Annotated in this window: 26 protein-coding genes and 1 pseudogene; 26 read left to right on the top strand and 1 reads right to left on the bottom strand. The window is 60.1% G+C overall.

Going from position 1 to position 26,176, the window contains the following annotated elements; genetic code table 11:
- Nucleotides 1-100 precede the first annotated feature (100 nt).
- Genes LNV09_RS10310 through LNV09_RS10285 form a run of 6 tightly spaced genes read left to right on the top strand, consistent with a single transcriptional unit; the run spans nucleotide 101 to nucleotide 6,215 of the window.
- The gene (locus tag LNV09_RS10310; RefSeq protein ID WP_263557006.1) at nucleotides 101-1,213 is read left to right on the top strand and encodes an FAD-dependent monooxygenase; all 1,113 of its coding nucleotides are present in this window, start codon (nucleotides 101-103) and stop codon (nucleotides 1,211-1,213) included.
- A 28-nt stretch (nucleotides 1,214-1,241) separates the two neighbouring features.
- Complete coding sequence (locus tag LNV09_RS10305) at nucleotides 1,242-1,967, top strand: DsbC family protein (protein ID WP_263557005.1); 726 nt, start codon at nucleotides 1,242-1,244, stop codon at nucleotides 1,965-1,967.
- Between the two features lie 42 nt (nucleotides 1,968-2,009).
- Nucleotides 2,010-2,471, top strand: a complete 462-nt coding sequence (locus LNV09_RS10300) for a DUF3429 domain-containing protein (RefSeq protein WP_263557004.1) — start codon at nucleotides 2,010-2,012, stop codon at nucleotides 2,469-2,471.
- A 9-nt stretch (nucleotides 2,472-2,480) separates the two neighbouring features.
- Nucleotides 2,481-4,256: a M61 family metallopeptidase gene (locus tag LNV09_RS10295; protein WP_263557003.1), complete on the top strand. Its 1,776-nt coding sequence runs from the start codon at nucleotides 2,481-2,483 to the stop codon at nucleotides 4,254-4,256.
- A 35-nt stretch (nucleotides 4,257-4,291) separates the two neighbouring features.
- A complete protein-coding gene (locus LNV09_RS10290) occupies nucleotides 4,292-5,380 on the top strand; it encodes a DUF3108 domain-containing protein (protein ID WP_263557002.1) in 1,089 nt (362 codons plus the stop codon).
- A 46-nt stretch (nucleotides 5,381-5,426) separates the two neighbouring features.
- Nucleotides 5,427-6,215, top strand: coding sequence for an enoyl-CoA hydratase (locus tag LNV09_RS10285; protein WP_263557001.1), 789 nt, complete (start codon nucleotides 5,427-5,429; stop codon nucleotides 6,213-6,215).
- A gap of 72 nt (nucleotides 6,216-6,287) precedes the next feature.
- Here the strand turns inward: LNV09_RS10285 and lysS are convergent, their stop codons facing one another.
- A complete protein-coding gene (lysS, locus tag LNV09_RS10280) occupies nucleotides 6,288-7,811 on the bottom strand; it encodes a lysine--tRNA ligase (protein ID WP_263557000.1) in 1,524 nt (507 codons plus the stop codon).
- 104 nt (nucleotides 7,812-7,915) lie between these two features.
- Here lysS and LNV09_RS10275 point away from each other — a divergent pair, with 104 nt between their 5' ends.
- The 20 genes and pseudogenes from LNV09_RS10275 (at nucleotide 7,916) to LNV09_RS10180 (ending at nucleotide 26,101) form a co-directional block, all read left to right on the top strand.
- Nucleotides 7,916-8,974: a Gfo/Idh/MocA family protein gene (locus LNV09_RS10275; protein ID WP_263556999.1), complete on the top strand. Its 1,059-nt coding sequence runs from the start codon at nucleotides 7,916-7,918 to the stop codon at nucleotides 8,972-8,974.
- 2 nt (nucleotides 8,975-8,976) lie between these two features.
- Nucleotides 8,977-9,570 carry an acyltransferase gene (locus LNV09_RS10270; protein ID WP_263556998.1) on the top strand — a complete coding sequence of 198 codons (594 nt, stop codon included), beginning with the start codon at nucleotides 8,977-8,979 and terminating at the stop codon, nucleotides 9,568-9,570.
- Between the two features lie 2 nt (nucleotides 9,571-9,572).
- A complete protein-coding gene (locus LNV09_RS10265; RefSeq protein WP_263557180.1) occupies nucleotides 9,573-10,685 on the top strand; it encodes a DegT/DnrJ/EryC1/StrS family aminotransferase in 1,113 nt (370 codons plus the stop codon).
- A 2-nt stretch (nucleotides 10,686-10,687) separates the two neighbouring features.
- On the top strand, nucleotides 10,688-11,242 hold the full coding sequence (locus LNV09_RS10260) for an acyltransferase (RefSeq protein ID WP_263556997.1): 555 nt from the start codon (nucleotides 10,688-10,690) through the stop codon (nucleotides 11,240-11,242).
- Complete coding sequence (locus tag LNV09_RS10255) at nucleotides 11,239-12,471, top strand: DegT/DnrJ/EryC1/StrS family aminotransferase (protein WP_263556996.1); 1,233 nt, start codon at nucleotides 11,239-11,241, stop codon at nucleotides 12,469-12,471. The genes LNV09_RS10260 and LNV09_RS10255 overlap by 4 nt, the downstream gene beginning before the upstream one ends.
- Complete coding sequence (locus tag LNV09_RS10250; protein ID WP_263556995.1) at nucleotides 12,468-13,727, top strand: lipopolysaccharide biosynthesis protein; 1,260 nt, start codon at nucleotides 12,468-12,470, stop codon at nucleotides 13,725-13,727. The genes LNV09_RS10255 and LNV09_RS10250 overlap by 4 nt, the downstream gene beginning before the upstream one ends.
- Nucleotides 13,724-14,809 carry a glycosyltransferase gene (locus tag LNV09_RS10245; RefSeq protein WP_263556994.1) on the top strand — a complete coding sequence of 362 codons (1,086 nt, stop codon included), beginning with the start codon at nucleotides 13,724-13,726 and terminating at the stop codon, nucleotides 14,807-14,809. Before LNV09_RS10250 ends, LNV09_RS10245 begins: the two co-directional genes overlap by 4 nt.
- Nucleotides 14,806-16,035, top strand: a complete 1,230-nt coding sequence (locus tag LNV09_RS10240) for a glycosyltransferase family 4 protein (RefSeq protein WP_263556993.1) — start codon at nucleotides 14,806-14,808, stop codon at nucleotides 16,033-16,035. The genes LNV09_RS10245 and LNV09_RS10240 overlap by 4 nt, the downstream gene beginning before the upstream one ends.
- On the top strand, nucleotides 16,032-16,745 hold the full coding sequence (locus LNV09_RS10235) for a class I SAM-dependent methyltransferase (RefSeq protein WP_263556992.1): 714 nt from the start codon (nucleotides 16,032-16,034) through the stop codon (nucleotides 16,743-16,745). The genes LNV09_RS10240 and LNV09_RS10235 overlap by 4 nt, the downstream gene beginning before the upstream one ends.
- Nucleotides 16,742-17,911: a DegT/DnrJ/EryC1/StrS family aminotransferase gene (locus LNV09_RS10230; protein WP_263556991.1), complete on the top strand. Its 1,170-nt coding sequence runs from the start codon at nucleotides 16,742-16,744 to the stop codon at nucleotides 17,909-17,911. Before LNV09_RS10235 ends, LNV09_RS10230 begins: the two co-directional genes overlap by 4 nt.
- A gap of 8 nt (nucleotides 17,912-17,919) precedes the next feature.
- Nucleotides 17,920-18,513, top strand: coding sequence for a sugar transferase (locus LNV09_RS10225; RefSeq protein ID WP_263556990.1), 594 nt, complete (start codon nucleotides 17,920-17,922; stop codon nucleotides 18,511-18,513).
- A 48-nt stretch (nucleotides 18,514-18,561) separates the two neighbouring features.
- Nucleotides 18,562-20,430, top strand: a complete 1,869-nt coding sequence (locus LNV09_RS10220; protein ID WP_263556989.1) for a polysaccharide biosynthesis protein — start codon at nucleotides 18,562-18,564, stop codon at nucleotides 20,428-20,430.
- 716 nt (nucleotides 20,431-21,146) lie between these two features.
- Nucleotides 21,147-22,151, top strand: a complete 1,005-nt coding sequence (locus LNV09_RS10215; RefSeq protein WP_263556988.1) for a glycosyltransferase — start codon at nucleotides 21,147-21,149, stop codon at nucleotides 22,149-22,151.
- A complete protein-coding gene (locus LNV09_RS10210; protein ID WP_263556987.1) occupies nucleotides 22,148-22,858 on the top strand; it encodes a glycosyltransferase in 711 nt (236 codons plus the stop codon). The genes LNV09_RS10215 and LNV09_RS10210 overlap by 4 nt, the downstream gene beginning before the upstream one ends.
- Before the next feature lie 9 nt (nucleotides 22,859-22,867).
- Nucleotides 22,868-23,683, top strand: a complete 816-nt coding sequence (locus tag LNV09_RS10205; RefSeq protein ID WP_263556986.1) for a glycosyltransferase family 2 protein — start codon at nucleotides 22,868-22,870, stop codon at nucleotides 23,681-23,683.
- Between the two features lie 124 nt (nucleotides 23,684-23,807).
- Nucleotides 23,808-24,380, top strand: a pseudogene (locus tag LNV09_RS10200) (transposase); the annotation flags it as partial.
- A gap of 208 nt (nucleotides 24,381-24,588) precedes the next feature.
- Nucleotides 24,589-24,975, top strand: coding sequence for a hypothetical protein (locus tag LNV09_RS10195; protein WP_263556985.1), 387 nt, complete (start codon nucleotides 24,589-24,591; stop codon nucleotides 24,973-24,975).
- A gap of 36 nt (nucleotides 24,976-25,011) precedes the next feature.
- On the top strand, nucleotides 25,012-25,677 hold the full coding sequence (locus LNV09_RS10190) for a Mu transposase domain-containing protein (RefSeq protein ID WP_263556984.1): 666 nt from the start codon (nucleotides 25,012-25,014) through the stop codon (nucleotides 25,675-25,677).
- Between the two features lie 42 nt (nucleotides 25,678-25,719).
- On the top strand, nucleotides 25,720-25,911 hold the full coding sequence (locus LNV09_RS10185; protein WP_263556983.1) for a hypothetical protein: 192 nt from the start codon (nucleotides 25,720-25,722) through the stop codon (nucleotides 25,909-25,911).
- Nucleotides 25,912-25,963: 52 nt separating this feature from the next.
- On the top strand, nucleotides 25,964-26,101 hold the full coding sequence (locus tag LNV09_RS10180) for a hypothetical protein (RefSeq protein ID WP_263556982.1): 138 nt from the start codon (nucleotides 25,964-25,966) through the stop codon (nucleotides 26,099-26,101).
- Nucleotides 26,102-26,176: the final 75 nt, after the last annotated feature.

Raw genomic sequence — 26,176 nt, 5'->3', positions numbered from 1 at the left:
CTTTCTGGGTGTGGTGCGGGAGACGCAAAGGCGAGATTTTAGACGCTCCTGTATAAAGCTTCGATCCGAGGCCCTTCAGCCGCTTGCCTACAATGGCCCAATGCATAGATATGAGGTCTTGGTTCGTGGCTCGGGTTGTGTCGGGCGCAGCTTGGCGTTGGCCCTGGGGGCACAAGGCCTGCGCGTGGCATTGCTGGGCAGCGCCGAGGCCAGTTTGGCCCAGCGCGAAGATGTGCGCAGCTATGCCTTGAATGCAGCGTCGGTACGGCTGCTGCGCGAGCTCAAGGTCTGGGATTCATTGCCTGTTGATGCGATCAGTCCGGTCTACGACATCAAGGTCAGTGGTGATCAGGCCGGTGCCATGCTGGAGTTTTCGGCCTGGCAGCAAGGCGTGGCAGAGCTGGCTTTTATTGTGGACGCCGGTGCGCTGGAACAGCAACTCGCCACAGCCCTGCGGTTTTCCCCTCATGTGCAGATCGTCGATGCCGCGGTGCCGGCCGATTTGACGGCCTTGTGTGAAGGCCGAGACTCGCTGCAGCGCGCCGAGTTGGGTGTGCGCTTTGAGTCCCATGCCTACGGCCACCGTGCAATCGCCGCGCGTCTGAGCTCCGACCAAGCCCACCAAGGTGTCGCGCGGCAATGGTTCAGATCACCCGATGTGCTGGCCCTGTTGCCGATTGAAAAACCCAGCGCCGGCGCGTCCTACGGCTTGGTGTGGTCCTTGCCCGATCAGCAAGCGCTGGACTTGCTCGCCGCGCCGCCGGCCGAGTTCGAGGCGGCCTTGAATGCCGCCACTGGCGCTGAGGCGGGTACTTTGAGTCTCGCCTCAGGCCTGTCTTCATGGCCTTTGGCGCGTGCGCAGGCCGAGCCGGTACAAGGGCCGGGTTGGGTGCTGCTCGGGGATGCGGCGCACTTGGTCCATCCTCTGGCAGGCCAGGGGCTCAATCTTGGTCTGGCCGACGTGGCCAGTTTGGCCGCTGTGTTGGCCAGCAAAGAAGCTTGGCGCTCGGCCGGCGATGAGCGTCTGCTGCGTCGCTTCGCGCGCTCGCGCATGACGCCCAATTGGGCCATGGGCGAGCTGACCGATGGCTTGCTGAAGGTTTTTGCCAGTGAAGCGATGCCCTTGCGCGAGTTACGCAACAAGGGCTTGAGTGCGCTGAATTCTGTTCCACCCTTGAAGCGTTGGTTGACGACGCGTGCCTTGGGTCTTTGATTTCCTCTTTTGCCTAGTTCCGGACACCATGAAAATGTTGAAAGCCACCACCACGATCATCGCCGCCGCACTCTTGCTGAGCTTGTCGGCGCAGGCCAATGAGGCAGTCATCCGCAAGAATCTGGCCGAACGCTTGGCCAGCCTGCCCAAGGTTGACGAAGTGAAGCCAAGCCCTATGCCGGGCCTTTGGGAAGTTCGCATTGGTAACGAAATTCGCTACACCGATGCGACCGGCAGCTACTTGATCGAAGGCGAGCTGATCGACCTTCGCACGCGCAAGAACCTGACCGAAGAGCGCGTCATGAAACTGCAAACGGTCGACTTTGCCAGCCTGCCGCTGAAGGACGCCGTGGTTTGGAAGACCGGCGACGGCAAGCGCCGGATTGCGATTTTTTCTGACCCGAACTGCGGCTATTGCAAGCGCTTCGAGCGCTCCTTGCAGGACGTCAAAGACCTGACGGTGTACACCTTCTTGATCCCGATTCTGGGCGGCGATTCGCCCGAGAAGGCTCGCTCGGTCTGGTGCGCCAAGGACACGACCGCCACCTGGCGTGCCTGGATGCTCGACGGCAAGGCACCGGCCAAGCCCGTGGGTGCTTGCGACGACAGCGCGATCGAGCGCAATCTTGCCTTGTCCAAACGCAGCCATGTCAGCGGCACACCGGCGATCATTTTTGAAGACGGTAGCCGCGCTCCGGGTGCTCTAAGTGCCGAGCAATTGGAAAAGCGCCTGCAGGCGCTGGGCAAGTCTTGATACAAGCGTCCTCTCTGTTCACCAGCCCCGGAGTCTGAGCACATGCCTGTTGCCGCCACTGCTCACCAGCCATTGCCGCTGAATCCACTGGCGCTGCGCCTGGGCCATCTGGGGCTTTTGCCCTTTGTCATTGGGGCGGCGCTGGTCTGGTTGGTGGGTGGGCGTGACGCCGAAGCGCACGCCTGGATCAGTTTCGCTTTGTCGGCCTACGCCGCGCTGATCATCTCGTTTTTGGGCGGCATTTACTGGGGTTTGGGCTTCAGGCAGGTCGAAGCTTCGGCGCAGCCCTTTGTCTGGGGCGTGCTGCCTTCGCTGGGTGCCTGGGTGGCGCTGGTGATGCCGGCCTATGCCGGCTTGGTGTTACACGGCGTGATGTTGATCGTGTGCTATCTGGTCGATCGCCGGCTCTATCCGGCGCTGGGTGCGGCGGCCTGGTTGACTTTGCGTTTTCGGCTCAGTGCGGTGGCGGCCCTGTGCTGCTTTTTGGCTGCGGCCGGAAGTTGAAACGACACGATGAGCGCTATCCGTTACCTGATCGAACTGCCAGAGCCCAAGACTCATGTCTTCAAAGTCAGCCTGACGCTGGCTACGCCAGCTGAGTTGCAGCAACTCAGCCTGCCGGCCTGGATTCCGGGCAGCTATTTGTTGCGCGAGTTTGCGCGGCATTTGAGTGGGCTTGAGGCCTTGCAAGCAGGCCGGTCGGTGGCTTTGCAGCAGCTGGACAAGGCCACTTGGCAGGCGCATTGCAGCGGCTCCGAGCCCTTGACGCTGAGCTATCAGGTCTATGCTTTTGACAGCTCGGTGCGGGCGGCATTTTTGGATGCCAGCCGGGGCTTCTTCAATGGCACTGGTTTGTGCCTGCGTGTGCATGGCCACGAGCAGGATAGCCATGTGATCGCCTTTGGCACCTTGCCCGAGGACTGGCAAGTCGCCAGCGCGATGGCGCAGACGCCGGATGGGCATTACCAGGCGGCAAATTACGACGAGTTGGTCGACCACCCGTTTGAGCTGGGGCAGTTTTGGCAAGGCGACTTCGTGGCCGCCGGCGTGCCGCACAAAATAGTCGTGAGTGGCGCTTTGCCGGTCTTTGACGGCGAGCGTTTATTGGCGGACTCGCAACGCATCTGCGAGGCGCAGTTGGCATTTTGGCAGGGCAAGCGTCATAGCCTGGCCCCTTTCGGCCGCTACATTTTCTTTCTGAATGCGGTGGAAGACGGCTACGGCGGGCTTGAACACCGTGCCAGCACCGCGCTGATTGCTCCGCGCCGCGATCTGCCGCGTGTGGGGCAGGCCGAGCTGAGCGAGGGCTATGTGCGCTTGCTGGGGCTGATCAGCCATGAGTATTTTCACAGCTGGAACGTCAAACAGCTCAAGCCCGACAACTTCGCAGCGCTGGACTACACGCAGGAGAACTACACCGAGCTGCTGTGGTTCTTCGAGGGTTTCACCAGCTATTACGACGAGCTGATGCTGGTGCGCTGCGGCCTGATCGACGAGGCGCGCTATTTGAAGTTGCTGACCACCACCTACAACTCGGTGCTGGCAACGCCTGGGCGCAAGGTACAGAGCTTGGCGCAAGCCAGCTTTGACACCTGGGTCAAGTATTACCGCCCCGACGAGAACTCACCCAACAGCACCATCAGCTACTACACCAAGGGCGCATTGCTCGGCCTGGCGCTGGATCTGAGCTTGCGCAGCGCCAACGCGGCGCCAAGTAATTTGGATGAGCTGATGCTTGGGCTGTGGCAGCGCAGCCATGCAGGGCTGGCGACGGGCGCAAAAGGGGCCATCAGCGAGGCGGATGTGCTGGCAGTGATCGCGGAGCTGGGCGGCAGCGCCTTGGCCGAGCAGTTCCGCGCATGGGTGCATGGCAGCGGCGATTTGCCCTTGCCGCAGCTGTTCGAACAATTCGGCGTACAACTGCGCGGCGACAAACCGACGCTGGCACAAAGGCTGGGTTTGCGGGTCAATGAGTCAGGTGCGGGCACGACGGCCCACTTGTCGATCAAGCAGGTCTTGGCCGGTTCGGCCGCGCTGGCGGGCGGTTTGTGTGCAGGGGACGAGGTGCTGGCCTGCAACGGCTGGCGCATCCGCCGGCTTGATGATGCCGCGCTGACCTTGGCGCCCGGGATCTTGAACCTGAGTTTCTTGGTCGCGCGCGATCAGCGCTTGTTGACCTTGCTGGTTCAGCTGCCATCGGCCGACCACAGCGAACCCGTCATTCTGAGCCCGGCCGACAAGGCCTCGGGACGCGCCGCCAGCCTGCGCAAGGCATGGCTGGCGGGCTGAGGGCCGGGCCAGCACAGCCATCGACTGCAAGGCGCGTGCGGTGGCTGGCTCTGTTGCTACTGCCGGTGTTGCTGGCTCACCTTTGGCTGGGCGAGGCCGTGCATAGCCTGCGTCAGGGATGGACGGAGGCCGCTGCGCCGATGCCAGCACGCTTGGTGGTCAGCTATGTGCGGGAGCTCAAAGCTGCTCGACCTGCGGCCCCTGTGGCGCAGCGCGTGGCCAAACCAAAACCTGTTGCAAGGCCGGCGCAGGCCAAGGTTCCGCCTGAGCCTGCTGTTGCCGGTATTGCTGCTGCCGGAGCCAGTGCACCGTTTGCTGAACCAGCGGTCGTAGAAGCACCGACAGAGGCAGCCAGCGAGCCTGGCACCCTGCCTACAAGCGAGCTTGCACAGACCAGCCCAGCAGCATCTGAGCCGGCAGCCAGTGCCTCCGCCATTGACGAGGTCGTGCCCGGCCCCGAATGGCCGCCTTCTACTTTGCTCAGCTATCGCCTGAGCGGCAACTACCGCGGCGAGGTGCACGGCAACGCTCAAGTCGAGTGGATACGGCAAGGAGAGCATTACCAGATGCATCTGGACGTGGCGATCGGCCCGAGTTTTGCGCCGCTGATTTCGCGCCGCATGAGCAGCGACGGACGGCTGACGCCAGCCGGCATTGCGCCGCAGCGCTATGACGAAGACACGCGGGTGATGTTCAGCCAGCGTCGGCGCTCGACGCTGCTGTTTCACGGTGACAGCGTGACCATGGCCAATGGCAGCCGCGAGCCGGTGCCGTCCGGGGTGCAGGACGCCGCCAGCCAGTTCGTGCAACTGACCAGGTTGTTCTTGACCGGTGCCGAGCCGCTGCGCGCCGGCCATGTGATCGACATCCCCTTGGTGCTGCCCAAGCGCCAATACCTGTGGCGTTACGAAATACTGGGCGAGGAAGAGCTGCAAACGGCGATGGGTCCGTTGCAGACTTGGCATTTGAAGCCCTCCAAAGCAGCCGGCGGCGGGGATCTGACGGCCGAGGTCTGGATTGCCCCCTCGCTGCAATACCTGCCGGTGCGTCTGCGTATTCGCCAGGACGAGCAGACCTATATCGACCTGATGCTGAACGCAGCGCCCAAGCAGGGCGCTCCCTGACCCGCTGCCCTCTATAGTTAGCCCCAAATCATTCAAAGGAAACACCATGAACTACGAATGCATCATCTCTGAGTTGCGTGGCGACGGCGATCGCAAGACCGGCCTGATCACGCTGAACCGCCCCAAGCAGCTGAACGCCCTCAACGATCAGTTGATGGACGAACTGGGCCAGGCCTTGCTGGCCTTTGACGCCGATGACAGCGTCGGTTGCATCGTCTTGACCGGCTCGGAACGCGCTTTTGCGGCCGGTGCCGACATCCCGACCATGGCTCCGCACACCTTCATCAGCGCCTTCAAAAGCGGCCTGATCTCGAAGAACTGGGAAACCATTTTGCAGGTGCGCAAGCCGGTGATTGCGGCTGTGGCCGGCTTTGCCCTGGGCGGCGGCTGTGAGCTGGCGATGATGTGCGACTTCATCATCGCGGCCGACACGGCCAAGTTCGGTCAGCCCGAGATCAAGCTGGGCATCATCCCCGGCGCCGGTGGCACCCAGCGCCTGCCGCGCGCGGTGGGCAAGAGCAAGGCCATGGACATGCTGCTGACCGCCCGCATGATGGATGCGGCGGAGGCTTCAGCAGCAGGCCTGGTGTCACGCGTGGTGGCTGCCGACAAGCTGATGGAGGAAGCCTTGGCCGCCGCCGAGCAGATCAACGGCTTCAGCGGCCCCTCGGTGATGCTGATCAAGGAACTCGTGAACCTGGCCTACCAAGGCCCGCTGAAAGACGGTGTGGCGGTCGAGCGCCGCTACTTCCACGCGCTGTTCGGCACCGATGATCAGCGCGAGGGCATGGACGCCTTCATCAACAAGCGCAAGCCGGCATTCAAGCAGAGCTGAAGCTTCGCTCAGGCGACAAAAAAAGGCGACCCTTGGGTCGCCTTTTTTGCCAGTGCGGGTTCGATTGATCGATCAAGCTTCCCGGCGCAAGGCAGGGAACAGAATCACGTCGCGGATCGAGGGGCTGTCGGTGATCAGCATCATCAAACGGTCAATGCCGATGCCGCAGCCGCCGGCCGGTGGCATGCCATATTCCAGCGCGCGGATGAAGTCGGCGTCATAGAACATCGCCTCTTCGTCGCCGGCATCTTTGTTCGAGACTTGCGCCTGAAAGCGCGCCGCTTGGTCCTCGGCATCGTTCAGCTCGGAGAAGCCGTTTGCGTATTCTCTTCCCGTGATGAAGAGCTCGAAGCGGTCGGTGATGGTCGGGTTGGCGTCCGAAGCGCGCGCCAGTGGCGACACCTCGACGGGGTAGTCGATGATGAAGGTCGGGTGCCAGAGCTTTTCTTCCACCACCGCCTCGAACATGCCGAATTGCAGTTCGGGCAGGTTCCAGTGCTTGGGTGCTGCTTCGCCCAAAGTGGCCAGGCGCTCGCGCAAGACCAGCGCGTTGTCGGCTTCATCGGGCGTCAGGCCGGCATGCTCAACCAAAGAGTTTCGCACCGACAGACGGGCGAAAGGCTTGTCCAAATCAACCGGCTTGCCGGCATAGCTGATGGCCGCCGTGCCGGTGGCGGCGCGGGCGGCGTGGCGCAAAACTTCCTCGGTGAAGTTCATCAGATCATGGTGCGTCCAGTAGGCCGCATAAAACTCCATCATCGTGAATTCAGGGTTATGCCGAACCGAGATGCCTTCGTTGCGGAAGTTGCGGTTGATCTCGAACACACGCTCGAAGCCACCGACCAGCAATCGCTTCAGATACAGCTCGGGCGCAATGCGCAGGAACATTTCCTGATCCAGCGCGTTGTGATGCGTGATGAAGGGTTTGGCATTGGCGCCACCGGGGATCGGGTGCAGCATCGGCGTTTCGACTTCCAGGAAGTCATGCTCGACCATATAGCTGCGGATCGAGGACACCGCCTTGGAGCGAGCCACAAAGCGCGCGCGTGCGGCCTCGTCGGTGATCAGGTCGACATAGCGCTGGCGATACTTCTGTTCCTGATCCACCATGCCGTGGAACTTGTCCGGCAGCGGCCGCAGGCTCTTGGTCAACAAGCGTAAGTTGGTGACCCGCACCGACAACTCGCCGGTCTTGGTGCGGAACAGCGTGCCTTCCGCGCCGACGATGTCGCCCAGGTCCAGATGCTTGAAGGCGGCATAGTTTTCTTCGCCGATGCCGTCCTTGGTGATGAACAGCTGCAGCCGCCCGGTGGCGTCTTGCAGGGTGCCGAACGAGGCCTTGCCCATCACCCGCTTGAGCATCAAGCGGCCAGCGACCGACACCGCCACCGCTTGGGGCTCCAACTCTTCATTTTCCAGATTGCCGTAGCGCTGGCTCAAGGGCAGCGCGCGGTGCTGGGGTTTGAAATCGTTGGGGAAGGGCACCGAATTGACGGCGCGCAGGGCGGCGAGCTTTTCGCGGCGCTCGGTGATGAGTTGGTTCTCGTCGACGGCGACAGGAGCGTGGTGCGGTGCGGCAGGGGTGTGCTGGGTCATCTGGGGGCGTCAACTGGTTGAATTTCCGCTGATTTTAGACGGGCCGCCGGATCGCCCCCCGTAGAATCTGGCGCTTCTCTCTATTTCTGCCTTCGCGGCTTGCCATGCGCCCCAGCTTGCCCCTCACCGACCGACCCATCCGCTTCGCCCTGGTGGGCTGCGGGCGCATTTCAAAAAACCATATCGAGGCGATCACGGCACATGCCGCCGATGCTCAGTTGGTGGCGGTCTGCGACAGCAATCCCGCGGCCCTGACCGCTGCGGTGGCGCTGACTGGCGCGGCCGGTTTTGAATCGCTGGAGGACTTGCTGGCCAATTCCGATGCCGACATCGTCGTGCTCGCCACACCCAGCGGCCTGCACCCGCAGCAGGCTTGTGTCATCGCCGCCGCCGGCCGCCATGTGCTGAGCGAAAAGCCGATGGCGACCAAGCTCGAAGAAGGCATTGCGATGGTGCGAGCCTGCCGCGATGCGCAAGTCAAGCTCTTTGTGGTCAAGCAAAACCGCCTCAATGCGACCGTACAAAAAGTGCGCGAGGCGATTCAGCAGGGCCGCTTCGGCCGGATTTTCTTGAGCACGGTGAACGTGTTCTGGACCCGCCCGCAGTCTTATTACGACGCCTCGCCCTGGCGTGGCCGTTGGGATCTGGATGGCGGCGCCTTCATGAATCAGGCCAGCCACTATGTCGATCTGCTGGATTGGCTGGTCGGCCCGGTCGACAGCGTGCACGCCTACACCGCCACGTTGGACCGCGACATCGAGGCCGAGGACACCGGCGTGATGAGCGTGCGTCTGCGCCACGGCGGCCTGGCTTCCATCAATGTGACCATGCTGACCTTCCCGCAAAACCTGGAGGGCTCGATCACCATCCTGGGCGAAAAGGGCACGGTCAAGATTGGCGGCACGGCGGTCAACAAGATCGAGCATTGGCAGTTTGCCGACTCCAGGCCCGAGGACGCGCTTGCCCTCAGCGCCAACTATGAATCTGGCAGTGTCTATGGCTTTGGTCACCCGCTCTATTACGACAACGTTATCAAGACGCTGCGCGGCACGGCTAACGCCCAGGTCGATGGTTATGAGGGCCTGCGCTCGCTGGAGATTCTGATCGCCGCCTATCGCTCGGCCAGAGACGGCCAGCGCGTTGGCTTGCCTTTGGTGTTCTGAATATGAGTTTTTGGCAGCATGAATCAGCGATCGTCGATGCCGGCGCGCAACTCGGCGACGGCAGCAAGGTCTGGCACTTCGCCCATATCAGCGCCGGCGCACGCATCGGAGAGCGTTGCGCGCTTGGCCAAGGTGTCTATGTGGGCAATGACGTGTTGATCGGCAATAACGTGCGCATCCAAAACAATGTCTCGGTCTATGACGCGGTGACGCTGGAAGACGATGTGTTTTGCGGCCCCAGCATGGTCTTCACCAATGTCTACAACCCGCGCGCGGCGGTGGCGCGCAAGAGCGAATATCGCCGCACCTTGGTAAAAAAAGGCGCAACGCTGGGCGCAAACTGCACCATTGTGTGTGGCCACACCATAGGCGCTTATGCCTTTGTCGGCGCAGGCGCTGTGGTGCAAAAAAATGTACCTGATTTTGCACTCGTGGTCGGCGTGCCGGCCAAGCGCATAGGCTGGATGAGCCGCTATGGCGAGAAGTTATCTTTCGACGCCAAGGGCTTTGCCGAATGCCCGCACACCGGCGACCAGTATCGTCTGGATCGCCTGGGCGGCGAGTTATGCAAACTCGTGAAAGAGGGATCGCTGTGAGTCTGCCCTTTATCGACCTGAAGTCTCAGTACACGGCCCTCAAGCCTCGCATCGACGCGCGCATACAGGCCGTGCTCGACCATGGCCAGTACATCATGGGCCCGGAGGTCAAGGAGTTGGAGGCGGCGCTTGCAGCCTATACCGGCGCCAAGCATTGCATCACCGTTTCCAGCGGTACCGAGGCGCTGTTGATCGCCTTGATGGCGCTCGACTTGAGGCCGGGCGATGAGGTCATCACGACGCCGTTCACTTTCGCCGCCACCGCCGAAGTCATCGTTTTGCTGGGTGGCGTGCCGATCTTCGTGGATATCGAGCCCGATACCTGCAATATCGACACTCGCTTGATTGAAGCGGCCATCACCCCCAAGACCCGCGCCATCATGCCGGTCAGCCTGTACGGCCAGGTCTGCGATATGGACGAGATCAACGCGATCGCCGCGCGCCATGGCAACTTGGCCGTGATAGAAGACGCCGCGCAGAGTTTTGGCGCGAGCTACAAGGGCAAGAAGAGTTGCGCCTTGAGCACTTTTGGCGCCACCAGCTTTTTCCCCAGCAAGCCCTTGGGCTGCTATGGCGATGGCGGGGCGCTGTTCACCGATGACGACGCGCTCGCGCAAACTGCGCGCGAGATCCGCGTCCATGGTCAGAGCCAGCGTTACACCCACACGCGCGTTGGCGTCGGTGGCCGCATGGACACGCTGCAATGCGCGGTCGTGCTGGCCAAGCTGGAGCGATTCGAGTGGGAGATCGCGCGGCGGCTGGCGCTGGGTGCACGCTATCAAGCCCTGATGCAGGGCTTGGCGGTGCAGCCGCTGGGCTTGCGCGAGGACAGGGACTGCGTCTGGGCACAGTTCACCTTGCAGGTCGACAGTCGCCAAACCGTTCAACAAGCGCTCAATGCCGCCGGCATTCCGACCGCCATTCATTACCCGACGCCATTGCACAAGCAACCCGCCTATGCGCAATATGGGCGGGGTCAGAGCTTCCCCAAGGCCGAACGCGCCGCCGAGCGCGTGTTGAGCCTGCCGATGAGTCCGGACTTGAGCGAGGCGCAGCAGGACCGGGTCGTGCATGAGTTGGCGCGGGCTTTGTCCGCAAGCTTGCCAGTCATCTGAACATGGCGCTGCTAGGCTACAAATGGGACGCACTAGTCAGTCGGCTCAATGCACGCTGGCAGAGTCTGCTGGGGCTGTCTGCTGCGGCCGGCGTGCAGGTGCATCCGGCCAGCCTTTTGCGTTTCGGGCCGGGTAGTTCCATTGGCGAGCGCAGCATCGTCTATCGAGGGGTCAGTATTTTGGCTACCGGCTCAGGCAGCTTTCGTCTCGGCCGGGATTCGCATATCGGAGCCGGCGGCTATTTGCTGGTGGGCGGGCAGCGGCTGGTGATTGGCGACGATGTGGCCATAGGTCCGGGCCTGATGTTGTTCTGTGAGTCGAATGCGGCCGCCGAGGCTGGCTTGTTTAGGTCCCAATACGACAGGGCCGATGTACGCATAGGCTCCAACGTCTTCATTGGTGCGCGGGTGACCATATTGCCGGGCGCCGAGATCGCCGACCATGTGGTCATCGCTGCGCACTCGGTTGTGCGGGGGGTATTGGCCTCCGGGTTTGTCTATGGCGGCTGCCCCGCACGTGCACTACGCCCGCTGGAGAGCGAAGGTGGCGGCGCATGAAAGGCCATGTCACGACGGCCTTGCGTTGGTCCGATTTGCCTCTGTCGGCCGTGAGTTACTTGGTTTTTGGCAATGCCTGTCATGAGCGATTCAGAGCCGCATTTGCAGCCAGCCTGGGCATGCAAACAGAGGCAGTGAGGCTGTTCGGCAGCGGCCGTGCCGCCCTGCATGCATTCGTGAAGGCGATGGGTCTGCAGCAGGGTGACGAAGTACTGCTGCCTGGCTATACCTGCGTCGTGGTCCCGAACGTTTTTATGCATCTGGGTATTTCGGTACGCTATGTGGACATTGAGCGCGGGCATTGCAATGTCAGCGCGCAGGGCTGGGCGGAGGCCATCGGGCCCTCGACGAAGTTGGTGCTGGTGCCGCACAATTTCGGCATCGTGACGGCTGGTCTGACGGAGTTGCGTGCCGCCTTCCCTGCGGTGATCTTCGTCGAGGACGCCGCTCATGCCTGGGGTTCGAAGGACCAAGCTGGGACGGCCGCCGGCCGGGCCGGGCATGCGGCCTTCTACAGTTTCGAATACTCAAAATGTCTCAGCACTGGCTTGGGCGGGGCTTTGCTGATCAACGACGCCGGCCTGCGCCAGCGCTTTGTGGCGGCGCAAGGGACCTTGCTGACCACGCCCTCTGTGGCGACTTTGTTGAAACAACTGCTAACGTTGAGCTACCACCGTTTGTGCATGAGCTTGCCCCGCCGAGTTCTTCAAGTTGTTCAAACGCTGTTGCGCGCACCGTCACGGGCGCTCGGCTTGGTGGCTCAGACGCCAGCGAGTGAGTTGGATGGTCGCAGTCAACCGGACTATGCACAGGCGCTGCATCCGCTCAGCGCCGCAGTAGGCTTGCCGCAAGTCTCAAGAGCGAGCGCATTGTGGGCATTGCGCAGGCGCCAAGCGCTGCACTATGACGAGCTATTGGCGGGCTCAGTACGAATCCATGCGCTGCCGCGCGCGGCGGGAGACGTGCTGCTGCGGTATCCCGTTCGTGTCGATCCACGGCACCGGGAGACGCTTGCCCAAGAACTGCTGGAGCTGGGTATCGAGCCCGGGCGTTGGTTCGATGATGTGGTGCACCCGAAGGGGAGCTTGCGCTATGGCTACGCAGATGGACAATGTCCCGTCGGCGAAAGTTTGGCCCAGGCGATTTTGAACCTGCCGCTGGGCCTGCACGCCAATTTGAGCGCCGCACAGTCCGCCGGTTTGCGTGCTCTTGCGCTGGCGCCTGCATGAGCAAGATCGCTCGTTTCGGCCCGGTCACCAAGCTGGCCGGCGCAGCGGCATTTTCCCAGCTGATCCCGATGCTGGCGGCGCCGCTGCTGACGCGCTGGTATAGCGCGGCAGAAATAGGGCAATGGGCGCTGTTCGCGGCACTGGCGGCGAATCTGGCCACCGTAGCCTGCGCGCGCTATGAATACGCCATCGTCTTGCCTCGCAGCACCGCTGAGGCGGGTCTGGTCTTGCAATTGAGCTTGGTCGTTTGCGCCGGCATGGCAGCTTTGTTGACGGCAGTCGTGATTGCCGTGCTGATTCTGGTCGAGGATCTGGGCCCCATACAGGGGCTCGGCCGGCAACTCATGTGGCTGCCCTTGGCATTTTTGCTGGCCGGGCTCACGCAGGCGCTGAATCTGTGGAACAACCGGCACAAAGCCTTTGGCGTGATCGCCCAAGCTCGCGTGGTGCAGCAGGGCGTGGCAACTGTGGTCCAGCTAGCGGCCAATGCTGGCGGCATGGTGGCCCTGATCATTGGGCAGTTGCTGGGCGCCATTGCAGCACCCTTGTGGCTGTGGTGGCGCGGCACCGCGGTGCCCGCTCAGCGCATGGGGCGCAGCTCATCGCTGCGGCGATTGGCGCGGCGTTACCGGCAGTTTCCCTTGATCAACAGCCCGCATGCTTTCATCAATGCGATGCAGGAAACATTGGTGATTGCGCTGATTGCGGCGGTGTCCGGCCCGGCTGCCGCCGGCTACTACGCCATCATGGTGCGTTTGGTGAAGGCGCCGGCCAGCTTGGTGGGCGGGGCCTTGTCGGAGGTCTTGCTGGGGGAATTGGCCCAGGGCTGGCGAGTTGGCAAAGATCTGCGGCCTCTATTGCTGCGACAAATTCGACGCTTGGCACTGTGGGCCTTGCCGCCAAGCGTCTTGCTTTTCGCTTTTGCGCCGCTATTGTTCGAGCACGCGCTGGGCGAACCCTGGCGCGTGGCCGGCGAATATGCCCGCTGGCTAACGCCTTATGTCTGGGCACATTTTGTTGTAGCACCTATGACGGTTGCGCCTATGGTGACCGGACGGCAGGGGATGGCCTTGGTTTTAAGTGTTGTTGGCAATCTGATTTACGTCGTGGCTGTGGCCGTTTCGCTGAGCGTGACCGGTGATTTGCGTTATGCGTTGGCGGCCATATCGCTCAGCATGCCGCTTTTTTTTGCTGCCTATCTTTGGTGGCTGCTGCGCGGCAGCGGGCCACGACCTGGCGCGGGAGCCATCGCATGATGAAGCTGGTCCTGATTGGCGACGGCGAAAGCCCGCATTTGCTCAAATGGGCGCGCGCCTTGGTGCAGGCGCCGGGGGTCGAGCTTTGGGCCGCCTCGTCGCGTGGTTTCACGCCCGAGTTCGAGGCCTTGCTGCCGGCCGCGCGCCGTTACGCGATGCAAACCAAGCCTGACCATGGCGGCGGCAACTTTGGTCTCTTCATGCAGCTGCCGGCCCTGGGCGCATGGCTCAAGCGCGTGGACGCCGACTACCTGCACGCACATTACCTGACCTCGCATGGCACGCTGGCCTGGGCGGCCCGACGCGGCTGGGGCCTGCGAGCACGCATCATCGGCTCGGCCTGGGGCAGCGACATTCTGGTGACGCCCAATCTGGGCTATGCCTATCGCTGGCTCACGACCCAAGTGCTCAGAGCCTGCGCGCTCTGCACTTCGGACTCGCAGCACATGACGGCGCGCATGCATGAGCTGGGCGCGGGCGAGGTAATGACCTTTCCCTTTGGCCTGGACGCCATGCCCAAAGCCAATGTGCGCAAACAACCCTGGCTGTTCTTTGCCAACCGCGGCCTGGAGCCGATTTACCGGCCGCAGTTGGTGATTGAAGCGTTTGCAGCGGTGGCCGCGCAGAACCCTGAGGCCCGCTTGGTGGTGGCCAATGACGGCTCGCTGCGCGCGGCGCTGGAGGCGCTGACGCACAAGCTGGGCGTGGCGCAGCAGGTGCAGTTTGTCGGGCGCCTCGACGCCAAGGCCCAGGCCATCCACTATGCCCGCGCGCGCTGGTACTTCAGCCTGCCGCAGAGCGATTCGGTTTCGGTCTCGGTACTGGAGGCCATGGCGCACGCCTGCGTGCCACTGCTGTCCGATTTGCCGGCCAATCGCGAATTGCTGGGCGAAGGGGCGGGGCAGGGCTTGATTGTCGACACGCTCGCCTTGTCGTCCTTGCCTGCGCAGCTGCAGGCGCTGGCAAGTCAGGCCGAGGCTTACGGCGCCGCGAACCGGGCCTGGGTGGCCCAAAATGGCTTGTTCGCGCCGGCCGTGCAAGGTTTCTTGCAAAGACTCAGAACGCTGGATGCACCGAATTGAAGATATTGCTGATCAACCATTACGCCGGCTCACCCCAGCATGGCATGGAGTTTCGCCCCTTCTACCTGGCGCGCGAATGGCTGCGCGCCGGCCATCAGGTGCTGATTCTGGCGGCCTCCAACTCGCATGTGCGCAGCCGGCAGCCACAGGCCGGCGGGCAGACGATTGATGGCATCTCCTATGTCTGGTACAGCACACCGGCCTATGCGGGCAATGGCTTGGGGCGCGTGCGCAATATCTGGTCGTTTTGCCGTCAGGTCTGGAACGATGCCGAGGCACTCGCGGAGGCCTTCAAGCCCGATGTGGTGATTGCCTCCAGCACCTACCCCATGGACATTTGGCCGGCCCGCCGCGTTGCCCGACTGGCCAAGGCCAAGCTGGTTTACGAGGTGCATGATCTTTGGCCGCTGTCTCCGATCGAATTGAGCGGTATGAGCCCGCGCCACCCTTTTGCGCTGCTCTGCCAGAAGGCTGAGAACGACGCCTATCGTGATGCCGATGCGGTGATCTCGATGCTGCCCAAGGTGCATGAGCATATGTCTGCCCATGGCCTGGACCTGCGCAAACTCAGCGTGGTGCCAAACGGCATCACGCTGGACGAGTGGCAAGGCCCGCCCGAGGCCTTGCAGCCAGAGCTGGCCGCCCATCTTGCCGTCTTGCGCGCCAGCGGCCGCCTGGTGCTGGGCTACGCCGGCTCGCATGGTCTGCCGAATGCCTTGGATATCTTGCTCGACGCGGCCAAGTTGTTGGGCGCGACGCCGGAGGGCAAGAAGATCGCCATCGTCATGGTCGGCGGCGGGCACGAAAAAGCCCGCTTGACCGAGCGCGTACGCAGCGAGGGCTTGAGCAATGTGAGTTTGTTCGAGCCCATACCGAAGGGGCAGATTCCGGCGCTGCTGAGCCTGTTCGACATCGCCTACATCGGCTGGCAGCGCACGCCTATTTATCGTTTCGGCATCGCACCGAACAAGCTGATGGACTACATGATGGCCGGCTGCGCGGTCTTGCATTCGGTCGAGGCCGGCAATGATCCGGTGGCTGAGAGCTCGGCCGGGCTTACCGTGGCGCCCGAGGATGCCGCTGCGGTGGTGCGCGGCGCCTTGCAATTGGCGGCGCTGGGCGCCGAGGAGCGCGCTGCCATGGGGGCCAGGGGGCGGGCGTTCGTGTTGGCCCATCACAGCTATCCGGTGCTGGCGGCGAAGTTCATCGCAGCGCTGCAGCCATGAGCGAAGCGGACGAGCTCGAAGCGAAAGAGCTGGAAGCGATTGCTGAACGCTATGCGCGTCGCGCGCAAACGGGCGCACCCGATCGCTACAGCCTGCTGCGCCCGGAGGTTTGGCAGATGCTGCAGGAGCGCCAACGCGCGTTGTTGAAAGTGTTGGCAAAACGCCCGGGTAGCGTTGCCGATTGGCGCTTGACCGAGGTCGGCTGCGGCGCGGGCGGTAATTTGCTGGAGATGTTGCGCGTCGGCTTCTCGCCTTCGAACCTCAGTGGCATCGAGTTATTGCCCGAGCGATATGAGCAGGCCCGCGAGCTGCTGCCCACCTCGGTCACGCTGACGCTGGGCAATGCCGCCGAGGCGGCAATAGCTCCAGCCAGCCAAGACCTCGTGCTGCAATCCACGGTGTTCTCGTCGATTTTGTCGGACCAGGTGCAGGCCGCTGTGGCGCAGTCCATGTGGCGCTGGCTCAAACCTGCTGGGGCCATCCTCTGGTATGACTTCATCGTCGACAATCCGCGTAACCCGGATGTACGCGGCGTGCCTCTGGGGCGCGTGCGCGACTTGTTCCCCAGCGCGCGCATTCATTGGCAACGCCTGACCCTGGCGCCGCCCTTGGCCCGCATCGTCTGCCGCGTGCACCCGTGCGCCTATTCCTTGTTCAACAGCATTCCCTGGCTGCGCACACATGTGCTGGCCGTGATCGAAAAACCATGAGCGATATACCGGTGTTGCCGTTTTTACCATTCGCCCTGCCCGAGATCGGTGAGGACGAAATCAATGAGGTCGTGGACACCTTGCGCTCTGGCTGGGTCACGACCGGCCCCAAGGCCAAGCGCTTTGAGCAGGACTTTGCGGCCTTCTTGGGTGAGCCGCAGATCGAATGCATCGCCGTCAATTCGGCCACCGCCGGCCTGCACTTGGCGCTGGAAGCTTGTGGCATCGGCCCCGGCGACGAAGTCATCACCACCACCCACACCTTCACCGCGACCGCCGAAGTGGTGCGTTACCTTGGCGCCGACGTGGTCTTGGTCGACATCGACCCGGCCACACTCAATATCGACCCCAAGCTGGTCGAGGCCGCCATCACGCCGCGTACCAAATGCATCATCCCGGTTCACTATGCCGGGCTGGCGGTAGACATGATCGCCATTCTCGACATTGCCCGCAAGCACGGTCTGCGCGTGGTTGAGGATGCAGCGCATGCCTTGCCGACCACCTTGGAGCGCGAGCTGATCGGCACCATGGGCAGCGACGCCACGGTGTTCAGCTTCTATGCCAACAAGACCATGACGACCGGCGAGGGCGGCATGCTGGTGACGCGCAATGCCGAGTTGGCCAAGCGCGCCCGCGTGATGCGTTTGCACGGCATGAACCGCGATGCGTTTGACCGCTTCACCGCAAAAACGCCGAGCTGGTATTACGAGATCGTGGCGCCCGGCTTCAAGTACAACATGACCGATATCGCGGCGGCGCTGGGCATTCATCAGCTCAAGCGCCTGCCAGTCTTTCAAGCCAGGCGCGAGGAGATTGCTCAGACTTACAACGCGGCCTTTGCCGATCTGCCACTGATTCTGCCGCCCGAGGCGCCAGAGGGCGATGTGCATTCCTGGCATTTGTATGTGCTGCGCTTGAGCGATGAGTTGGAGATCGAGCGTGATGTCTTCATCGAGCGCATGTACGCCGCCGGCATAGGCTGCAGCGTGCATTACATCCCGCTGCATCTTCACCCCTATTGGCGCGAGCGTTACGACCTGCGCCGGGAGCAGTTCCCCCATGCGCAGAAAGCCTTTGAGCGCATGCTGAGCATCCCTCTGTATACGGCGATGACGGACGTCGATGTGCAGCGTGTGATCGCGGCGGTGCGCGCCATCGCTGGCTGATCGAAATGATGGCCAAGCGCCTTTTTGATATCTTGCTGTCAGCGCTTGGACTCATGTTGTTGGCGCCTCTGCTGCTGACGCTTGCTCTGTGGGTCAAGCTGGATTCGCCCGGCCCGGTGCTGTTCCGGCAGGAGCGGGTGGGGCGGCATGGCCGGCTCTTCTCGATTCATAAAATCCGCACCATGAGGCCGGATGCGCCAAGCCTGGGGCCGCAGATCACCATCGGTGCTGATCCGCGTGTCACCGCGGCGGGTCAGATCTTGCGTCGCTACAAGCTGGATGAGCTGCCCCAGCTCTGGGATGTCTTGCGCGGCGCCATGAGCCTAGTTGGCCCACGCCCTGAGGTTCCGCGCTATGTGGCGCTGTATCCGGCAGACATGGCCGAACTGGTCTTGTCGGTGCGGCCCGGCATTACCGATCTGGCCTCGATTGAATATCGTGATGAGAGTCGTTTGCTCGCCGAGGCGGCTGACCCTGAGCGCTGCTATACCGAGCAGGTGATGCCGGCCAAGCTGGCGCTGGCGGCGCGCTATGTGCAAACGCGCAGCTTCGGCGGCGACCTCGTTTTGCTGCTGCAAACCCTGAAAGCCGTCGTCAGCTGAGGCACCACCGTTGGCTGCGTTGAATTTGGCCCGACAATCGCGCTCAATATGTTCTGGCTATCTCTCGACGGATTTCTGACCCGCATTCGCCCCTACCGCGAGGCGCTCTCCTTGTTGCTTGACGCGGCGGTGGTTGCACTCGCCTGGCAGGCAACCTATCTGTTTCGACTCGGTTTCGAGCGCTGGATTTCGGCGCGCCCGGACTATGACGCTTGGGTCATGCTCGCCTTGGTGGGCTTGTATGTGCTCGTGCTGTGGATGCTGCGTGTGCCCAAGGGCATGTGGCGCTTCAGCGGCTTCGGCGAAGTCAAGCGCCTAGCAGTGGCCTGCGCCATCGCCGGCACGTTGGGCGCCACCCTGGTGCTGATGGCTCATTTGAGCGGCGTGCCGCGGGCTGTACTGGCCTTGCATCCACTGTTTTGTCTGATCGCACTGGCCATGATGCGCCTGGGCTACCGCATGCTGTACGAGCATATGCGGGGTCGCATCAGCGGCAGTTCGGTCGAATCGCACCGGGCACTCGTACTGGGCGCCGGGCAGGCCGGGCGTTTGGCGGTGGCGGGCATTCAGCACCAGGGCTGGGTGGTGGTGGGCTGGCTCGACGATGACCCGGCCAAGCAGGATTCGCGTGTCGCCGGGATTCCGGTGCTGGGGCGTTTGGAGGAGGTTACGCGCTTTGCGCCGCTGCACGGCATCACGCACCTGATCGTGGCGATGCCGTCGGCCGCGACTGAGCAGCGTCGCCGCGCCCTGGACCTGGCCGGGCAGACTGGTCTGCATGTGTTGACCGTACCCAATCTGGAGGAATTGCAGACCGGGCGCAAGGTGGATCAGCTGCGCGATATCGAGCCCGAGGACTTGTTGGGTCGTGCGCCGGTGCAACTGGACGAGGGCGGCATCAGCGAATGCATCAACGGCAAGGTCGTGCTGATCACCGGCGCCGGCGGCTCGATAGGCTCGGAATTGTGCAGACAGGTAGCGCGTTATGGTCCACGCTTGCTGGTGCTGTATGAACTGAGCGAAGTGGCGCTGTATCTGATCGAGCAAGAGTTGACGGAGAAGTTTCCGCACATCCCTTTGCTTCGGCTTGTCGGCGATGTGAAGGACTTGGAACACTTGCGCTACACATTCGGAAAACACAAGCCACAAATCGTTTTTCACGCGGCCGCCTACAAGCATGTGCCCTTGATGGAAGTGGACAACGCCTGGGTCTGCTTGCGCAACAATACCCTGGGTACCTACCACGCGGCGCTGGCCGCGGCCGAAAGCGGCGTGGAGCGCTTCGTTTTGATCAGCACCGACAAGGCGGTCAACCCGACCAATGTGATGGGGGCGAGCAAACGTGCGGCCGAGCTGGTGCTCAGTCATATGGCATGCCAAGGGCATGCCACCAAGTTCATGGCTGTACGTTTTGGCAATGTATTGGGCAGCAGCGGCAGCGTGATCCCCAAGTTCAAGCAGCAGATCGCCAAGGGCGGCCCGGTCACCGTCACCCACCCTGACATTACCCGTTACTTCATGACCATCCCCGAGGCCGCGCGCCTGGTCGTGCAAGCAGCAGCCATCGGCGAAAGCGGTCAGGTGTTAGTGCTGGACATGGGTGAGCCGGTGCGGATTGTAGATTTGGCGCGGGACATGATTCGCCTATCCGGTCGCGGTCAGGACGAAATCCAGATCGAATTCAGCGGCCTGCGGCCGGGCGAGAAGCTATTTGAGGAGTTGCTGGCCGACAGCGACACCACGCTGCCGACGAGTTGCTCCGGCTTGGCGCTGGCGCGCTTGGATGACAGGCGGCAGAGTGCGGACGTGATTGATTGGCTGAACAACGGTGCGGGTTCACTTAGGCTAGCCGATGATGAGTCGGCTCGAAGTGCGCTGAGGGAGTTATTGGGGGCGTCGTTTCATGCGCGGCCTTGAATGCGAACGCAGACTGTCGGAGATGTACTGGGCCATCCGGAGTGGCCGCTCGCCCAAGCTGTTTGTCAACTAATCAGGACCAAGCGCCCGCCGAGTGGAGGGAGGTGATGATGCTCTCTGCTGCCGACGATCGTGCTCTGTGAGCTTAGCAAAAGTGCACAGCGACGGAAACGTCGAGACGATGAATCGCACCTTTGGGATGCGCGGTACGAATCTGGGCTTGGTGACAGTGACGAATGCGGCGAAAGAGGATCCATCGACGGATCCGTCTACAAATGTTCGGAGAATAGAGCAATACTGAAGTTGAAAACTTTCTGCTGTAATTGACACTACTAAGCGTAATCAAGCGAGTCGGTAGGTGTCAACATCATTTAATCAGTTTTGCCTGGTGGCCTCGGACAGTGGCATATGTGCTGTAAGTAGTGCGGACGGTAGCAGTTAGTTGAAATAAGTGGATTGCTTTCAATAGAAAAAATATTTGAAGACCTGCATACAACCTTCTTTGGCATGGTTCCAAAAAATTATCGAATGTGAATGGTTGAAAAATATAATTCTATGATGATAAGAATATAATGACCGATTAACAAACTTGGTCGGGTAATGGTCCAAAAGGTAGGGGGCAAGCGAGATAGAAACTAATTTCCTTTTATCGTTAGTTAGCCATAGTGGCTAGCTGAGTCTGAAGCTTGATGGTTTATTCAACACCAATTTAAATCTTGAAAATTGGTGCTACTTTTGATGAGGCGATAATGGTCTTTACAGCTATTGTTCCGGTCTACAACGAGGAAGCGCGCGTAGCTTGCTTAATTGATTCTCTTGTTGGCCATTGTGACGAAATCATTGTTATCAACAAAAGCTCCACTGATGGTACAAAACGTGTTATTCAGGAAAAGTATGGCTCGACAGTAAAAGTGGTCGACCGTCCGTATACCCCTAAAGGGGTTGATGATTTCTCTTCATATTGTTCTGTAGCAAAGAATGATTGGGTATTTGTCTGCGTGGCTTCTGAGGTGGTTCCAGTTCAATTTTGGACTCGCCTATATGAATTTTTTAGGCGCGGATTGGATGCCAGCAAAGATCTCGTGATGATCCCAAGAAGTTACTACTGCTTTGGGGTGCATGTCCCTGGATCACCGTGGGATACGTCGTATTTTCCATTCTTCTTTAACAAAAATCGTGTACTGTTTTCGGATAAACTGCATGAACATTTTTCTGTAAGTGATGAGCATCGCCGACATTATCTTGACTGCGACCGCCAGGAAATGATTTTGCATCTGACACATCCAAACGTGGACGGTTTCATTGCAAGCTCTCTTAATTACGCGACAATTGATTGCGAAAATTCAAAAATTGTAGATCCAGAAACGCACCTAAAAACCTGCATTAATAATATTTTAGAGGCTGAGAACCGTATGTCGAGGACGACTGGTATTGATGCGTTGATGCATTTTGCAGCTTGGAGTGTTTATTGGAATATTTACGTGCTGAAAATTTGCGAGAACAGTTCATCTTTCGATGCCTCAGAGGTTTACAAAAGCTTGCAAAACTGGGCAACGCACGCAGAACAACCGCATCGAAGTTCTGTTGGGAAGAAAGTCCGATTTTTGAGGCGGTCGCCGGGCTTGTCGGCTGTAATGTTCCTCCGGTTCGTGTATCGTGGAATTTCTCGAAAAAGTGGAAGCATTAGGAAATTGACTAAATCAATAAGGGCCGCATTGTGATTCTCACTATTATAACTGTCGTGAGAAACGGCGCGCTTACCGTCGAGCGATGCTTGGATAGTATTTCGGGCTTGATTGAGAGTGGCAAAGTCGAACATTTAATAGTAGATGGTGGATCTACCGACAATACACTTGATATTTGTAAAAGGTATTCTTGCAGAGTAGTTCATCAGCGTGGGCGCGGTATTTACAGTGCTATGAATCAAGGGCTGGACGCAGCAACGGGTAGATATTCGATGTTTGTGAATTCAGATGATGCAATAAGCCTCGAAGCTGCTCAAGTTTCCTTGAATATTTTGGAAGCGAAGGGCGATCGACCGGTTCATCTGTTCGGCGTCAATATCCGGGATAACCACAGAATTCTTAATGTTTGGAATCCTGCGAAGACGATAGAGCGAAAGTTCGCAATGCCGGCCCCCCATCCTGGAGCCATTGTGAAGACTCTGATTGCCAAAAATGAACTCCGCTTCGACGAATCACTTCGATTCAGTGCCGACTATCACATGATGCTTAGACTTCAGCAGCTAAAAGGAATTGACTGCCATGAATTCCCAATTGTCGATTTCTATGTTGGTGGAGCTTCAGCGAGATTCCCCGCAATGCTCGAGAATTTACGGATCAGAAAAAAATTACAGTTACCCAAGTGGACAAGGATTGCGGGGTTTTTCTATGACATGATTCGATATATTCGAAGCAAGTTTTTATAGAGGATTTTTATGATTCTGAATTCCGTTGTAGTTACGGCATACAACTCAAGTAAATATATTGCACATGCATTAGAATCTATTTATGAACAGACCATTTTACCTGATGAAATAATATTGGTAGACGATGCCAGCGCTGATGTGTCCGAACTTGAAGTGCTTGTAAAAGCATATGCAGTTCGCAGTGAAGTGCCGTCAATTAGACTGATCCAATTGGATAAGAATGTCGGGCCAGGCAGTGCGAGAAATGTAGGCTATGAGCATTGCACAGGCAAGTTCGTAAGTTTTCTTGATGCCGACGATGCCTGGTGTACGGAAAAGATTTCTTACGTTATGGCTGCGATTGAAGCGAAGCCTCATGCTGATGTCTTGTTTCATCGATATGCGCCAAAGCCGGAAAATATTCCGAAAAATACTGAATCGGTGCCCGAATTTTCGGAAGTTGACTATAGATATTACTTGAGCGGAAACATTCACCCGCCGACTGTATCTGTCAATCGCTCTCGGTTTCCTGAATTCCGATTTTCGGACGGTCGGCGTTATAGTGAGGATTTCGCAACGTTTTATTTGGCGATGAGTGTTGGGCGAACGTTTGTACTGATTAACCGAGTGCTCGCGCATGGCTACAAGGCTGCAATTGGTGAGGCGGGATTGTCGGCAAATGTGTTTCGTATGCACTCTGGTTATATCTCAGCATGCCTAATGCTGCTTCAAAAAGTCGACCATCGTGCGAAGATGGTTCTTATTTCAATGATGATTTTGGAGTATTTCAAGTTCCCCATCCGGCTGTTTAAGTTAGGATATCGGAGAATAGACACATCTAATTAGTCGTCCCTGCAAAACCCCGCCAACCCCCATGGCCACTGACATCTCGGGGTGAATGCCAATGGCCAGACCTCCCAAAAAGCTATTCAATCGCTATTGATTTCTGGGAGTTCTGGAGGGCAAAACGATGGCGACCGACGACTTCTTCCGCGCACGGTTGGACGGGATGGTGGATCCCCAGCACCCGCTGGCGGTGTTAGCTCGGCGCCTGCCCTGGTCTCAGATTGAAACCTCATTGGTGCCGCTGCTTGCGCGCAAGGCCCGACTGGGAAGGTCGCGCGATGACGCCGATGTGTTTGGGCCCACGTTGGTGGTGGCCGCAGGCGGTGTGAGTCGAGTCGGCCGGCCGCGCTTGCCGATCCGCCTGATGGTCGCGCTGCTGTACCTCAAACACGCCTTCAACGAGAGTGACGAATCCCTGGTCGAGCGCTGGAGCGAGAACGTGGTCTGCCAAGTCTTCGGCGGCATGGAATATTACCAGAGCAAGCTGCCCTGTGATGCCACGCAGATCGGCCGCGTCCGGCGCGTGCTCGGCGAAGCCGGCGTGGAGCAGTTGCTCAAGACTACCATCGAGGCGGCTGTGGCGATGAAGGCCGTCAAACCCGTCGAGTTGGAACGCGTGATTGTCGAGTCGAATGTGCAGGAGAAGCCCATTGCCCACCCGACCGACAGCCGACTGCTGGAAGTCGCAAGATGTGAAACAGCGTGCAAAACTTTCCAGATTACCCGGGGTAAACAGCGTCCAATAGTTTTCACCCTGGGGTGTGCAACCATCCGGCGTTTTCGCCGAGGAATCTGGGGTGTTAAACATGGAAGCTATTGCCGAGATCCGGCGTCAGCATTTGGTCAGCAAGGAGAGCATTAGCTCCATCGCGCGGGATCTGTAATTGTCTCGGCCCACGGTGCGCATGCATCTACAAACCATTGAAGCGCTGGGTTATGTCCTCCAGCATCAGCCCGCGCCCAAGCTGGGCTGCTTTCAAGCCATACTGGAGAACTGGCTGCAAACCGAGCGCCACTTACCCAAAACTCAGCGGCGCACGGCCAAGCGATTGTTTGACGGCCTGCAGAGTGAAGGCTATCGAGGGACCAATGACAGCGTACAGCGTTGCGTGAAGCAATGGAAGGCCGCTCAGTTGCCGCCAAGCACCCAGAGTGCATTCGTGCCGCTGGCGTTTGTGCCGGGAGACGCCTGCCAATTTGACTGGAGCCAGGAGCAAGTGGACATTGAAGGCGTCGTGCAAACCGTCAAAGTCGCGAACTTCCGTTTGGCCTATAGCCGCGGATGTTTGTAGTGGCCTATCCGTGCGAGACGCAGGAGATGATGCTGGATGCGCATAACCGGGCCTTCGCCTACTTCGGCGGCGTGCCGCAGCGGGCTCATCTACGACAACCTGAAGACGGTCGTGGACGCCATTCTGGTTGGCAAGGAGTGCCGCTTCAATCGGCGCTTCATGGCACTGGCGAATCACTATTTTTTCCAACCCGTGGCTTGCATCCCGGAGTCTGGCTGGAAGAAGGGGCAGGTTGAGAATCAGGTGGGCAATGTGCGCGAATGGCTGTTCACGCCGATGGCGCACTTCAAGCGCTTTGAGTTGCTCAATGAATGGCTGAGCAAGCGATGCCAGGAGTTGGGGGCTCGAAGCCACCCCGCCGAGGCCGACCGCACGATTGCGCATTGCTTTGAGCAGGATCGGGCCAGACTGCGGCCGGTGGCGAGCGACTGTGCAGGCTATGTCGAACAGATGATGCGCGTGTCGAGTACCTGCTTGGTGCGCGTGGATCGCAATCGCTACAGCGTGCCGGCAGACTTCGCGCGCAAGGAGGTGTCGGTGCGGGTGTTTGCGGATCAAATCCGGCTCGTCGTCGACGGCCAAGTCATCGCCCAGCATGGCCGCCGGTTTGGGCGCGATCAGTTGATCTTCGATCCCTGGCACTACCTACCGGTGCTGGAGAAGAAGCTTGGCGCACTTCGCAACGGGGCGCCGTTTGTATAGTGGGAACTTCCCAAGGCCGTCAAGGCAGTGCGCGACCGCGTCTTGAAGCAGCTCAGAGGCGACCGCGCCCTTGTTGAGCTCCTGCTGGCCGCTCGCCTGGTGGGGCTGGATACGCTGCAAGTGGCCTGCGAGCTGACACTGGAATGCGGCGTGGTCATGGCTGCCGTGGTCATGAACGAGTTGCGGCGTTTGACGGCGCCCGAGCGGCCCGAGCGCATGAGCCTGCCTGAATAGTTGCGCCTGCAAGTCAAGCCCATGGCCGACTGCAGTCGCCACGACCATCTGCTTGGGCGCCAGCAAGTCCATTGACCGCGTCGCGCAGCTCAAATCCCGGCATCTGTACGGCATGGCGACGGCTTGGTCGGAATTGCTGGCCGAAGAGTCCCGCCAAGCCACTCAGTCGAGGCGCGGCTACACCGAATGATCGACGCTGAGTGGATGCTGACAGTTGGAATCTATTGGACGGTACTTGATACTCTTAGAAGTCCTAGCATTCGCC

The sequence above is a fragment of the Paucibacter sp. B2R-40 genome, assembly GCF_025717555.1.
Taxonomy (GTDB): Bacteria; Pseudomonadota; Gammaproteobacteria; order Burkholderiales; family Burkholderiaceae_C; genus Paucibacter_A.
The sequence above is the reverse complement of the archived record's forward strand: the minus strand, read 5'-3'. Positions and strand labels throughout refer to the sequence as shown.

Coding starts and splice junctions, on each gene's coding strand:
- LNV09_RS10310 (WP_263557006.1), top strand. CDS start 101: ATGCATAGATATGAGGTCTTGGTTCGTGGCTCGGGTTGTGTCGGGCGC.
- LNV09_RS10305 (WP_263557005.1), top strand. CDS start 1,242: ATGAAAATGTTGAAAGCCACCACCACGATCATCGCCGCCGCACTCTTG.
- LNV09_RS10300 (WP_263557004.1), top strand. CDS start 2,010: ATGCCTGTTGCCGCCACTGCTCACCAGCCATTGCCGCTGAATCCACTG.
- LNV09_RS10295 (WP_263557003.1), top strand. CDS start 2,481: ATGAGCGCTATCCGTTACCTGATCGAACTGCCAGAGCCCAAGACTCAT.
- LNV09_RS10285 (WP_263557001.1), top strand. CDS start 5,427: ATGAACTACGAATGCATCATCTCTGAGTTGCGTGGCGACGGCGATCGC.
- lysS (WP_263557000.1), bottom strand. CDS start 7,811: ATGACCCAGCACACCCCTGCCGCACCGCACCACGCTCCTGTCGCCGTC.
- LNV09_RS10275 (WP_263556999.1), top strand. CDS start 7,916: ATGCGCCCCAGCTTGCCCCTCACCGACCGACCCATCCGCTTCGCCCTG.
- LNV09_RS10270 (WP_263556998.1), top strand. CDS start 8,977: ATGAGTTTTTGGCAGCATGAATCAGCGATCGTCGATGCCGGCGCGCAA.
- LNV09_RS10260 (WP_263556997.1), top strand. CDS start 10,688: ATGGCGCTGCTAGGCTACAAATGGGACGCACTAGTCAGTCGGCTCAAT.
- LNV09_RS10255 (WP_263556996.1), top strand. CDS start 11,239: ATGAAAGGCCATGTCACGACGGCCTTGCGTTGGTCCGATTTGCCTCTG.
- LNV09_RS10250 (WP_263556995.1), top strand. CDS start 12,468: ATGAGCAAGATCGCTCGTTTCGGCCCGGTCACCAAGCTGGCCGGCGCA.
- LNV09_RS10245 (WP_263556994.1), top strand. CDS start 13,724: ATGATGAAGCTGGTCCTGATTGGCGACGGCGAAAGCCCGCATTTGCTC.
- LNV09_RS10235 (WP_263556992.1), top strand. CDS start 16,032: ATGAGCGAAGCGGACGAGCTCGAAGCGAAAGAGCTGGAAGCGATTGCT.
- LNV09_RS10230 (WP_263556991.1), top strand. CDS start 16,742: ATGAGCGATATACCGGTGTTGCCGTTTTTACCATTCGCCCTGCCCGAG.
- LNV09_RS10225 (WP_263556990.1), top strand. CDS start 17,920: ATGGCCAAGCGCCTTTTTGATATCTTGCTGTCAGCGCTTGGACTCATG.
- LNV09_RS10220 (WP_263556989.1), top strand. CDS start 18,562: ATGTTCTGGCTATCTCTCGACGGATTTCTGACCCGCATTCGCCCCTAC.
- LNV09_RS10205 (WP_263556986.1), top strand. CDS start 22,868: ATGATTCTGAATTCCGTTGTAGTTACGGCATACAACTCAAGTAAATAT.
- LNV09_RS10195 (WP_263556985.1), top strand. CDS start 24,589: ATGCATCTACAAACCATTGAAGCGCTGGGTTATGTCCTCCAGCATCAG.
- LNV09_RS10190 (WP_263556984.1), top strand. CDS start 25,012: ATGCGCATAACCGGGCCTTCGCCTACTTCGGCGGCGTGCCGCAGCGGG.